General features: G+C 65.8%; 12 protein-coding genes. 5 read left to right on the forward strand and 7 right to left on the reverse strand.

The annotated features are described in order from the left end of the window. Positions 1–18: 18 nt before the first annotated feature. From lptB to KAY22_RS00490, 5 genes are all read right to left on the reverse strand, one after another. Complete coding sequence (gene lptB, locus KAY22_RS00470; protein ID WP_296618775.1) at positions 19–795, reverse strand: LPS export ABC transporter ATP-binding protein; 777 nt, start codon at positions 793–795, stop codon at positions 19–21. A gap of 158 nt (positions 796–953) precedes the next feature. Next, positions 954–1,466 (reverse strand): LptA/OstA family protein, encoded by a 513-nt coding sequence (locus tag KAY22_RS00475; RefSeq protein ID WP_296618777.1) that lies wholly within the window; start codon positions 1,464–1,466, stop codon positions 954–956. Positions 1,467–1,486: 20 nt separating this feature from the next. Then, on the reverse strand, positions 1,487–2,164 hold the full coding sequence (lptC, locus tag KAY22_RS00480; protein WP_296618779.1) for an LPS export ABC transporter periplasmic protein LptC: 678 nt from the start codon (positions 2,162–2,164) through the stop codon (positions 1,487–1,489). Positions 2,165–2,206: 42 nt separating this feature from the next. Further along, a complete protein-coding gene (locus KAY22_RS00485; protein ID WP_296618780.1) occupies positions 2,207–2,824 on the reverse strand; it encodes a ribonuclease D in 618 nt (205 codons plus the stop codon). Positions 2,825–2,860: 36 nt separating this feature from the next. Continuing rightward, positions 2,861–3,622 carry a TerC family protein gene (locus KAY22_RS00490; RefSeq protein WP_296618782.1) on the reverse strand — a complete coding sequence of 254 codons (762 nt, stop codon included), beginning with the start codon at positions 3,620–3,622 and terminating at the stop codon, positions 2,861–2,863. Between the two features lie 376 nt (positions 3,623–3,998). Between KAY22_RS00490 and KAY22_RS00495 the strand changes: the two genes are divergently transcribed. Then, positions 3,999–4,811: a cold-shock protein gene (locus tag KAY22_RS00495; RefSeq protein WP_296618784.1), complete on the forward strand. Its 813-nt coding sequence runs from the start codon at positions 3,999–4,001 to the stop codon at positions 4,809–4,811. Between the two features lie 94 nt (positions 4,812–4,905). Here KAY22_RS00495 and msrB read toward each other — a convergent pair whose 3' ends face one another. Beyond that, positions 4,906–5,394, reverse strand: coding sequence for a peptide-methionine (R)-S-oxide reductase MsrB (msrB, locus tag KAY22_RS00500; protein WP_296618801.1), 489 nt, complete (start codon positions 5,392–5,394; stop codon positions 4,906–4,908). An 86-nt stretch (positions 5,395–5,480) separates the two neighbouring features. On the opposite strand from msrB, the gene queG reads away from it, so the two are divergent. Together queG and KAY22_RS00510 are read left to right on the forward strand one after the other, a co-directional pair. Next, a complete protein-coding gene (queG, locus tag KAY22_RS00505) occupies positions 5,481–6,629 on the forward strand; it encodes a tRNA epoxyqueuosine(34) reductase QueG (protein ID WP_296618787.1) in 1,149 nt (382 codons plus the stop codon). Between the two features lie 37 nt (positions 6,630–6,666). Continuing rightward, complete coding sequence (locus KAY22_RS00510) at positions 6,667–7,539, forward strand: 3-hydroxyacyl-CoA dehydrogenase NAD-binding domain-containing protein (RefSeq protein ID WP_206335947.1); 873 nt, start codon at positions 6,667–6,669, stop codon at positions 7,537–7,539. Between the two features lie 34 nt (positions 7,540–7,573). Here the strand turns inward: KAY22_RS00510 and KAY22_RS00515 are convergent, their stop codons facing one another. Then, positions 7,574–8,992, reverse strand: a complete 1,419-nt coding sequence (locus KAY22_RS00515; protein WP_296618789.1) for a short-chain fatty acyl-CoA regulator family protein — start codon at positions 8,990–8,992, stop codon at positions 7,574–7,576. A 133-nt stretch (positions 8,993–9,125) separates the two neighbouring features. Between KAY22_RS00515 and KAY22_RS00520 the strand changes: the two genes are divergently transcribed. Both KAY22_RS00520 and bktB read left to right on the forward strand, forming a co-directional pair. Beyond that, positions 9,126–10,658 (forward strand): acyl-CoA carboxylase subunit beta, encoded by a 1,533-nt coding sequence (locus KAY22_RS00520; protein ID WP_296618790.1) that lies wholly within the window; start codon positions 9,126–9,128, stop codon positions 10,656–10,658. Between the two features lie 30 nt (positions 10,659–10,688). Next, positions 10,689–11,834, forward strand: a 1,146-nt coding sequence (gene bktB / locus KAY22_RS00525) for a beta-ketothiolase BktB (protein WP_296618793.1), incomplete at its 3' end; no start/stop codon positions are given.

Below are 11,834 nucleotides of genomic sequence, written 5' to 3' on the forward strand. Positions count from 1 at the left end.
AGAGCGCCGGTGGCATCGTCAGAGCGAGAAGCCCTCGCCCAGATAGAGGCGACGGACGTTCGGATCGGCGACGAGCGCGGCCGGGCTGCCCTGGAACAGCACCTTGCCGTCATAGATGATGCAGGCACGATCGACGATGTCGAGCGTCTCGCGGACATTGTGATCGGTGATCAGTACGCCGATGTCGCGGCTCTTGAGGTCGCGGACGAGATCACGGATGTCGGCGATCGAAATCGGGTCGATGCCGGCGAAAGGCTCATCGAGCAGCATGATCGACGGATCGGCAGCCAGCGCGCGCGCAATTTCGCAGCGACGCCGTTCGCCGCCCGACAGCGCCATCGCCGCCGAATCGCGCAAATGGGTCAGGTGAAACTCGTCGAGCAGCGAATCGAGTCGCTCTGCGCGCTGCTTCTTGTCGGGCTCGACCAGTTCGAGCACCGCCATGATGTTCTGGCTGACAGACAGGCCACGGAAGATCGAGGTTTCCTGCGGCAGATAGCCGAGTCCCAGAATCGCGCGCCGGTACATCGGCAGGGTGGTGATGTCGTCGCCATCGAGCAGGATGCGGCCGGCGTCGGGGCGGACGAGGCCCATCACCGAATAGAAGCAGGTCGTCTTGCCCGCGCCATTGGGGCCGAGCAGGCCGACCACCTCGCCGCGCGCGACGTCGAGCGAGATGTCGCTTAGCACCTGCCGCCGGTCATAGCTTTTCGCGATCGACACGACCGACAGACCGCGCACGACGCCGGTGCCGTCGTAGCCGGCAGGACGTTCGAGGGTGGCAGAGTCGGTCATTATAGGATCATCCCGGCGAAGGGTTCGCGTCGCGCCTGATTAGACGAGCGCGCTGCCCATGGAAACTGGCAAGCTTCGTGCATGGATATTTTTGACGGCGGCCCGTGGAGAGGCCGAGGCGAGGCGCGCAAGGATGATCGAAAAAGCCCCGCCGGGCGTCAGTTCTGCGACCGCGGCGGGGGCGTGAAACGGCCGGTCACGCGACCGCCGCCGCTGCCCGAACTGCCGCCGTCGAGCGAGGCCTGGCCGCTGTTCATGTTGATGACCAGCCGGTTGCCCCTGGTTTCGCCCTTGCCGGCGCGGCTGACGGTGACGCCGCCGATCATCGTGACGAGGCGCGAGCGCAGGTCGTAGATCGCATATTGCGAGCGTGCGGTTTCGGTCGCCGTGGTCAGAACGACGCTGCCCGAAGCATCCATGCGGTTGACCTGGGTCTGGTTGGCCGAGGTGTAGTTGATCGTGACGCGGGCGGCGCGCAGCGTCATGTCGCCCTGCTTCACCTCGACATTGCCGGTCAGGATCGCCCGGTCGCTCCGATCCTGAAGTTCGATGCGGTCGGCGGCGAAGTCGACCGGAGCATTGGCGTTGTGATTCTTGAGCGAGGTCGCGGTCTGGGCAGCGAGCGGAAGCGCAGCCAGCGACAGCGTCGCGACCAGCAGCTTTTTCGCCATTCGAGCCCGTACGACCACGCTCAACCTCCGTTCTTCGCCCGCGCGGGCGCCTTGGGCGCTGCTGTGGCGCTTCGCTGGTCGATATGCAAGCGCGCTCGGCCTTCGAGTACCACGACACGGGCGTTCAGGTCGGCGGTGAAGCGGTCGCCCGAGAAGGTGCCGACGTTCATCCGGCCGTCGACCGGTCCCTCGCTAGCCACCTTGCGGGTCTTGAGGTCGATCCCGACGTCGCGCGTTTGGATATTATAGCCGTCGGCGGAGTTGAAATGGACCGGACCGTCGATGGCGACCTTCTCGCTGTCCATGTCATAGCGGCCATTATTGGCGACGATCCGGGCAGGGCCTTCCGGAAGCTGGATCTGCGCAGCGAGCTTCTGCATCCGCACCACCGGATCGCGCGAGGTGGTCTGCACCGCCGAGCCGGCCGTCAGCTGAAAGGCCTGTCCCTTCGCGTCCTGGCCACGATAGGTGGCCGTGGTCACCCGCATACGCTCGCGCGCAACAGCTACGCGGTCCTTCGACAGGACGAAGCTGATGTCGCGTCCGACGGTCAGTGGGGCGATGGCCAGCAGGATCACCAGTGCTCCGACCGCAACAGGCAACACCAGGCGCAATATCCCGATCAGCCGGTCGTGCCGGCTGCCGCTGGCAGCCCAGAGCTGGCGCTGGCTGCGGACACGGTCGGCGAGTTCGGACATGCTTCGGAGCTCCGTCAGGCGTCGGCGCGGGCGCGCCGGCGATCAGACATGCGCGAATATGTCGACTTCCGGCCAGCCGGCGAGGTCGAGCTCGGCACGGGCCGGAAGGAAGTCGAAACAGGCCTGGGCCAGCGCGGTGCGGCCCTCGCGGGCCAGCCGCTCGTCCAGGATCGTCCGCATCGCGTGCAGATAGCGGACGTCGGAAGCCGCATAGTCCTTTTGCGCCTCCGACAGGTCGGGCGCACCCCAGTCCGAAGACTGCTGCTGCTTGGACACGTCCTGACCGAGCAGTTCGCGGACCAGTTCCTTCAGACCGTGGCGGTCGGTGTAGGTGCGGATCAGGCGCGAGGCGGTCTTGGTGCAATAGACCGGGGCCGCCATGACGCCGATATAATGCTTGATCGCAGCGAGGTCGAAGCGGGCGAAGTGATAGAGCTTCAGCCGCTCGGGATCGGCCAGAACCGCGCGCAGATTGGGGGCCGCATAATCGCTGCCCGGGGCGAAACGGACGAGATGCTCGTCGCCGCGCCCGTCCGAGATCTGGACCAGGCAGAGCCGGTCGCGCGGGGTGATCAGCCCCATCGTCTCGGTATCCACCGCGACCGGGCCGGGGCCCAGCGCGCCCTCGGGCAGGTCTTCCTGATGCAAATAGACTGTCATCGCGTCGCCATAAGGCGCGGAGCGACCGAGGGCAACTTACTTCCCCGCCTGGTCCCGCGCCGCTGCGAGGCGTCGACGCCGGTTTCGCTGGACCATGTTGAGCGCTTCGACGCCCGCCGAGAAGGCCATGGCGGCGTAGATATAGCCCTTGGGCACATGCACCCCGAAGCCTTCGGCGATCAGCGTCATGCCTATCATGAACAGGAAGGCCAGCGCGAGCATGACGATCGTAGGGTTCTTCTCGATGAAGCGCGACAGCGGACCGGCAGCGGTCATCATCGCGATGACGGCGGCGATCACCGCGACGAACATGATCGGGACATGGTCGGTCATGCCGACGGCGGTGATGATCGAGTCGATCGAGAACACCAGGTCGAGCAGGATGATCTGGAAGATCACCGCGCCGAAGCCGAGACCCGGCTTCTTTCCGTCGAACATCTCGCCTTCGTCGTCCTGGTCGACATTGTGGTGAATTTCCTTGGTGGCCTTCCACACCAGGAAGAGGCCGCCCGCGATCAGGATCAGGTCGCGCCACGAGAGCGGCTGCCCGAACAGCTCGAACAGCGGACGGGTCAGGGTGACGATGAACGCGACCAGACTCAGCAGGGCCAGGCGGAGCACCAGCGCCAGCGAGATGCCGATCATCCGGGCCTTGGCGCGATATTCGTCGGGCAGCTTGTTGGTCAGGATCGAGATGAAGATCAGATTGTCGATCCCGAGCACCACCTCCATCGTGACCAGCGCCGCCAGCGCGGCCCAGTTGGCGGGATCGGCGAAGATGGCGAAGATGTCCGACATGATGTCCTTGCGGATTGGGGGGGATTCGCGGCCGGTAACGTATTCGCCTTCGCGAAGGTTCCGCACACGTAAAGACCGCAGCCTTTTGCCCGGAGCGACTCGGGGGATCAAGGCCCCTGAGAGAAAGGGGCTGGCGCTTGCGTTTCATGGATAATCTACGAAAATACGGTAACATTTTCGGTCTGTCGGCCTTTTCGACCGAATTGACGTGAGCTGAACGGGCCCGATCACATGAAAGCGCTCGCAGTATCGCCCTCTTTGCTTTATGTCTGTTGGATGGCGCGGATGGTTTTTGCGTGCCGGAAGGATGACGTGCCCACGCCCGGCGCCACGTCCTTTCGTTGAATGGGGCGAGATTCGGGAAGAATTGCAAGGCATGGGTTTCGATAGAGGTAGGCGCGGTCCGCGCGGCGGCAGGGACAAGCGCGATGGCTTCGGTGACGACAGCTTCGGCGGTTACAGCGGCGGCGGCGGCGGCTATGGTGGCGGCGGTGATCGCTTCGGCGGTGGCGGCGGCTACGGTGGTGGCGGCGATCGCTTCGGCGGTGGCGGCGGCTACGGCGGCGGTGGCGATCGCTTCGGCGGCGGCGGTGGCGGCTATGGCGGCGGCGGCGGCGGTGGTTTCCGCGGCGGCGGTGGCGGCTTCCGTGGCGGCGGTGGCGGTGGCGGCGGCATGCCGGCCCAGGTCATCGGCGAAGGCAAGGGTGTCGTTAAGTTCTTCAACGGACAGAAGGGCTTCGGCTTCATCGTTCGCGACGATGGTGGTGAGGACGTTTTCGTTCACATCTCCGCCGTCGAGCAGGCCGGTCTGACCGGTCTCGCCGAAGGGCAGCCGCTCGAATTCACCCTCGTCGATCGCGGTGGCCGCATCTCGGCAACCGATCTCAAGATCGACGGCGAGCCGATGGCCGTCGAAGAGCGCGGTCCCCGCCCGGCACCAGGTGCCGGAGCCGGTCCGGCCCGTCAGCTCACCGGTGAGAAGGCCAGCGGCACGGTCAAGTTCTTCAACGCGATGAAGGGCTTCGGCTTCATTCAGCGCGATGACGGACAGCCCGATGCGTTCGTTCACATCTCGGCCGTCGAACGCGCCGGCATGACGAACCTCAACGAAGGCGACCGCCTCGAGTTCGAACTCGAAGTCGATCGTCGCGGCAAATATGCTGCGGTGAACCTGTCGCCGCTCAGCTGATCTTCGGACCAGCGAGACAAGATCGGCCCGGCTTCCTGTGGGAGCCGGGCTTTTCTTTTGGCTGATGCAGGAGAGCGAAAGCCTGCGGTCGGGTTTACGCCTTTTTCGGCACGAAGCGCATCGCGACGCCGTTCATGCAATATCGCTTGCCGGTCGGCGGCGGGCCGTCGTCGAAGACATGGCCGAGATGACCGCCGCAGCGGCTGCAATGCACCTCGGTCCGCGGATAACCGATCTTGTAGTCGGTCGTGGTGCCCACCGCACCGGGCAGGGGGCGGAAGAAGCTCGGCCAGCCGGTTCCGCTGTCGAACTTGGTGAGCGACGAAAAGAGCGGCAGATCGCAGCCCGCACAGACGAAGGTGCCCGATCGCTTCTCCTTGTCGAGCGGGCTGGTATAGGCGCGTTCGGTCGCCTGCTCCCGCAGAACGGCATAGGCGGCCGGACTGAGCTTCTTCCGCCATTCGGCCTCGCTCATCGTCACCGCGAAGCGCTTGCCGGGGGCCGAGAAGGCGCGCCCGCCCAGAGCTGCGCCGATGACGGTAACGACGCCCGCGCCGAGCAGCATCCGCCGATCGATCATGATTTTGTCTCCTCTCCCACAGATATGGGCATAGCGAAGATACGCGACAAGCATGGCCCAGGTTACGTTCGCCGCCTAAAGAAGCGTCGATGACCCTCGATCCGAACGATCTGCGCGATGCGATCCGGGCCCAGGCAAAGGCGCTCGGCTTTGCAGCCTGCGGCTTCGCCCGGGCCGATGCCGCACCCGAAGCGGCGGAGCGTCTGGACCGCTGGCTCGAATCGGGCGCCCATGGATCGATGGGCTGGATGGAGGCCCGGCGCGACCAGCGTGCCCGGCCGCAAGCGCTGTGGCCCGACGCGCGCAGCCTGATCATGCTCGGCATGAGCTACGCCCCGAAGGAAGATCCGCTGCGGCTGGCCGCTGCACCGGGCGTCGGCCGCATCTCGGTCTATGCGCAGGGCAGCGACTATCACGACATCGTCAAGAAGGCGCTCAAGGCGCTGGCGCGCTGGCTGGTCGATCGGGCGGGCGGCGAGCTGAAGGTGTTCGTCGACACCGCGCCGGTGATGGAAAAGCCGCTCGCTGCCGCCGCCGGGATCGGCTGGCAGGGGAAGCACAGCAACCTCGTCTCGCGCGACCATGGCAGCTGGCTGTTCCTCGGCGCGATCATGACCAGCCTCGACCTGCCCCCCGATCCGCCCCATGGCGACCGGTGCGGCAGTTGCGACGCCTGTCAGCGGGCCTGTCCGACCGATGCTTTTCCACGACCCTATGTTCTCGATGCGCGACGCTGCGTCTCCTATCTGACGATCGAGCACAAAGGGCCGATCCCCCATGATCTCCGCGCGGGGATCGGCAACCGCATCTATGGCTGCGACGATTGTCTGGCTGTCTGCCCGTGGAACAAGTTCGCGGAAGCCGGGGCCGCTAACCGCGCCTTTGCCGCGCGCGCCGAACTCGCTGTGCCCGCGCTTGAAGACCTGCTCGGCCTCGATGATGCCAGCTTTCGCGCCGTTTTCGCGGGCTCGCCGATCAAGCGGATCGGTCGCGACCGGATGATGCGCAACGCGCTGGTGGCGGCCGGCAATGACGGGGGCGCAGGGCTGGCGGTGCCGGTTGCGGTGCTCCTGGACGACCCTGCCCCCGAGGTCCGGGGCGCTGCAATCTGGGCGCTCGCGCGCATCGATCCAACCCGGCTCTCGGCCGAAGCCGGCGCCCGCCGGGACTATGAAAATGACCAGCAGGTCCTGAACGAATGGGATGTTGCGATTGCGAAGGCGTCGGAGCGGGGATAACAGCCACGCCGAGTCAGTGAAATCGGGAGACAGGATGATGGTGGATATCGTCGGAGTGGTCGGCGCGGGGCAGATGGGCGCAGGTATCGCGCAGATCGCCGCACAGGCCGGAATCAAGGTGCTTCTCTCCGACGTGTCGCTCGAGGTCGCGGCCAAGGGCAAGGCCGGCATCGTCAAGCAGCTCGACCGCGCGGTGGAGCGCGGCAAGCTCGACGCCGCCAAGCGCGACGCGACGGTCGCCCTGCTCGAGCCGGTCGCCGATCTGGAGCCGATGCGCGCCGCCGACCTGATCATCGAGGCCGCCACCGAGCGCGAGCCGATCAAGCGGACGATCTTCGACAATATAGGCAAGGTGCTCGCGCCCAACGCGATCCTCGCCACCAACACCTCGTCGATCTCGATCACGCGCCTGGCGCAGGCCGCGCCCGATCCGGCGCGCTTCATCGGCATGCACTTCTTCAATCCCGTGCCGCTGATGCCGCTGCTCGAGCTCATCAAGGGGCTCGCCACCGGTTCGGCCGCCGTCGAGATCGCCGAAGAGTTCGGCCGCAAGACCGGCAAGACCACCATCCTCGCCGCCGACAGCCCCGGCTTCGTCGTCAACCGCATTCTGCTGCCGCTGCTCAACGAAGCCTGCTTCGCGGCGGGCGAGCGTCTGGCCTCGATCCCGGACATCGACGCCGGCATGAAGCTCGGCTGTGGTCACCCGATGGGTCCGCTGACGCTGGCCGACATGGTCGGTCTCGACACGATCGTCGAGGTGCTCAAGGTCTTCCAGGCCGATTTCGGCGATCCGAAATATCGCCCGGCGCCGATCCTGGTGAAGATGGTCGAAGCCGGCTGGCTTGGCCGCAAGACCGGCAAGGGCTTCTACGATTATTCGGGCGAGACTCCGGTCCCGTCCTTCTGATGAAAAGCAGGGCGCGACCATGCGGTCGCGCCCGTCAGGCAAGCCGATAGGGGACAACGTCGCGATTGTCGGCGTCGACCGTGATCGGCTGCCCCGCCGGGGGAAAGGCCCGCTGGTCGCAATGCGGCCGCGGGCAAAGCCGGCAGGAAATGCCGATCGGGGTGGCAGCACCCAGATTGGCGACGTCCAGCGCATCGGCATAGATGAAGTCGCGCGCATGCTCGACCTCGCAGCCCAGCGCGACCGCGAAGCGACGCGGCGCCCGGGTGAAGCTGCCCGATGGCTTCACCAGCCCCTTGGCCATTGACACATAGCGGACCCCGTCGGGCATCTCGGCCAGCTGGACGAGAATGCGGTCGGGGATCGCCACCGCCTCATGCACGATCCACAAGGGACAGGCGCCGCCGAAGCGGGCGAACTGCAGACGCGTCGCCGAGTGCCGCTTGGTGATGTTGCCGGCCATGTCGACCCGGCAGAAGAAGAAGGGGATGCCCCGCTCGCCGGGCCGCTGCAGTGTCGACAGCCGGTGGCAGGCCTGTTCGAAACTGACCCCGAAGCGCTGGCATAGCCGGTCGATGTCGTGGCGCAGCGTCCGCGCCGTTTCCCGGAAGCGGCCATAAGGCATCAGCAGGGCGCCCGCTGCATAGTTGGCGAGCCCGACCGACAGCAGGGGATGCGCCTCATCCGCGCGCATCCGTGCTTGGGCAGCGACGGCGGCGATCTGCCAGCGGAACTCAAGCTGAGCCAGCTGGTGCGCCATCGTGAAGCGCCGCGTTTCGGGCGGCTGGGCCGAACCGATGGTGAGCAGGCCGCGTGCCCGGTCGAATCGGCGCAGCATCCCGCCATCGTCGGCGGCGATCACCGTATCGACGCCATGGCGTTTCTTCAGCGCATGGGCGAGCAGCGCCTCGGGCAGCGGTTCGGCGTCGAATTCGTTGGCCAGTGCTTCGGCCGCACGGTCGATATTGTCGACATAGTTGCCGGCTTCGTGAAACCAGTCACGGACCTCTTCCCAGGGCAGCCGGTCGTCGCCGGGAACGCCACTGGCAAAGCGGTCGTCGTTGAGCTGCAGCCGTTCCTCCGCGCGGCGCTTGGCATCGTGCAGCCGGATGAACTGGTCGGCGAACAGCGGCTGTTGCTCGATCAGCCGGTGCAGCGCTTGGGGCTCGACCCCCGCCCCCGCAAACAGGGGATCGGCGAGCGCCTCGCGCACGCCGGCAAGGCGCCGGTCGCTGTCCTCGGCGGCGTTGTTGGCCCAGTCGATCGGGAAGGCGGTTGCGAAGGCCTCGTTCACGGCGGGCGTGATCGGGCGGTCGTCATTCTCGAGCTGGGACAGATAGGACACCGACAGGCCGACGCGCGCGGCCATCGCCGCCTGGCCTAGCCCGACCTTCTGTCGCAGCTGCTTCAATTCGTGGCCCGCAAACAGGCGGGTACCGGCTCGCCGTGCCATGACTCCTCCCGAAACTCGCCTTCACCTATTTGCAAACCAGTAATTCGCAAATCCGCAAGTTCACATTTGCCTTATCGGCGAAAGCTTGGAAAGGGGGGCGCCACTACGAATCCGAAGGGAGCATTGGACCCAAATGCTGGCGATCCTGCAGAAGCTCGAGGAAAAGCGCGCGGCGGCGCGGCTCGGTGGCGGACAGAAGCGCATCGATGCGCAGCACGCGAAGGGCAAGCTGACGGCGCGCGAGCGCATCGAGGTGCTGCTCGACGCAGACTCGTTCGAAGAACTCGACATGTATGTCGAGCATAATTGCACCGACTTCGGCATGGAGGCCGAGCATATTCCGGGCGACGGCGTCGTCACCGGTTCCGGCACGATCAACGGCCGCCTCGTCTTCGTCTTCAGCCAGGACTTCACCGTCTATGGCGGCGCGCTGTCCGAACGCCACGCGCAGAAGATCTGCAAGATCATGGACATGGCGCTGAAGGTCGGCGCCCCCGTCATTGGCCTTAACGATTCGGGCGGCGCCCGCATCCAGGAAGGCGTGGCCTCGCTCGGGGGCTACGCCGAGGTGTTCCAGCGCAATATCCTCGCCTCGGGCGTGGTGCCGCAGATCAGCGTGATCATGGGCCCCTGCGCGGGCGGTGCGGTCTATTCCCCGGCGATGACCGACTTCATCTTCATGGTGAAGGACAGCTCGTTCATGTTCGTGACCGGCCCCGACGTGGTGAAGACCGTCACCAACGAGGTCGTCACCCAGGAGGAACTGGGCGGTGCGGTGACGCACACCACCAAGACCTCGGTCGCCGACAACGCGTTCGAGAACGACATCGAGGCGCTGCTGAGCGTGCGCGACTTCGTCGATTTCCTGCCGCTGTCGAACCGGCATGAGCTGCCGACCCGTCCGACCGACGATCCCTGGGATCGTCTGGAGCCGAGCCTGGACACGCTGATCCCCGACAGCGCGACCAAGCCCTATGACATGAAGGAGCTGATCACGAAGGTCGTCGACGAGGGCGACTTCTTCGAGGTCCAGCCCACCCATGCCCCGAACATCGTGATCGGCTTCGGGCGCATCGAGGGCCGTCCGGTGGGTATCGTCGCCAACCAGCCGATGGTGCTGGCGGGCGTGCTCGACATCAATTCGTCGAAGAAGGCCGCGCGCTTCGTCCGCTTTTGCGACGCCTTCGACATTCCGATCGTGACCTTCGTCGACGTGCCCGGCTTCCTGCCCGGCACCGCGCAGGAGCATAACGGCATCATCAAGCATGGCGCCAAGCTGCTCTTCGCCTATGGCGAGGCGACCGTTCCCAAGATCACCGTCATCACGCGCAAGGCCTATGGCGGCGCTTATGACGTAATGGCCTCCAAGCATCTGCGCGGCGACCTCAACTATGCCTGGCCCACTGCCGAAATCGCGGTGATGGGCGCCAAGGGCGCGGTCGAGATCATCTTCCGCAAGGACATAGGCGACGCTCAGAAGATCGCCGAACGCACCAAGGAATATGAGGATCGCTTCGCCAACCCGTTCGTGGCGGCGTCGAAGGGCTTCATCGACGAGGTGATCATGCCGCATTCCACGCGGCGCCGGATCGCCCTGGGTCTTCGCAAGCTCAAGAACAAGAGCCTCGAAAACCCTTGGAAGAAGCACGACAACATCCCGCTCTGAAGAAGCGGGGTTCATTTGCAGGAACCGAACATGGCCCAATTCGAAGACATTTACATCGTCGGCGGCGTACGGACCGCGATCGGCGACTTCGGCGGCGCGCTGAAGGGCTTTTATCCGTCCGATCTCGGCGGCCTCGTGGCGACCGAGGCGCTGTCGCGCGCCGGCGTGGCGCCGGCCGATGTGGGCCATGTCGTGTTCGGCCAGGTCATGCCGACCAGCGCCAAGGACGCGATGCTCGCGCGCACCATCGCGCTCAATGCCGGCGTCCCGGTCGAGGTGCCCGCGATGACGCTCAACCGCCTGTGCGGCTCGGGCATCCAGGCGATCGTTTCCTCGGCGCAGATGATGCAGCTGGGCGAAGCCACCATCACCCTCGCCGGTGGTGCGGAATCGATGTCGAACGTGCCCTATCATGACCATGGCGCCCGCTGGGGCGTGAAGATGGGCAACAATACCCTCGTCGACGCGCTGGTACAGGGCCTGCAGGACGCGAGCGGTGGCTATCATATGGGCATCACCGCCGAGAATTGCGCCGACCGCCACGGCATCAGCCGCGAGGAGCAGGACGCGCTCGCGGTCGAAGGCCATCAGCGCGCGGCGCGCGCGATTGCGGAAGGGCGCTTCAAGACGCAGATTCTTCCGATCGAGATCAAGACCCGCAAGGGCACGACCGTCTTCGATACCGACGAGCATGTCCGCGCCGAGACGAGCCTCGACACGCTCGCGAAGATGAAGCCCGCCTTCAAGAAGGACGGCAGCGTCACCGCTGCCAATGCTTCGGGTATCAACGACGGTGCCGCCGCGGTCGTGCTGGCGACGGCGGGCGAGGTCGAGAAGCGCGGCCTGAAGCCGCTGGCGAAGATCGTCGCCTGGGGCCATGCCGGCGTCGAGCCCGAATATATGGGCGAAGGTCCGATCAAGGCGGTGCCGATCGCGCTCAAGCGCGCTGGTCTGACGCTTGCCGACATGGACGTGATCGAGGCGAACGAGGCTTTCGCTGCGCAGGCGCTGTCGGTCGCCAAGGTGCTCGGCTTCGACCGCGAGAAGCTCAACCCCAACGGCTCGGGCATCGCCCTCGGCCATCCGGTCGGCGCTACCGGTGCGATCCTGACGGTCAAGGCGAGCTATGAGCTGCAGCGCATCGGCGGTCGCTATGCCCTGATCACCATGTGCATC

The organism is Rhizorhabdus sp. (genome assembly GCF_018006725.1).
Taxonomy (GTDB): domain Bacteria; phylum Pseudomonadota; class Alphaproteobacteria; order Sphingomonadales; family Sphingomonadaceae; genus Rhizorhabdus.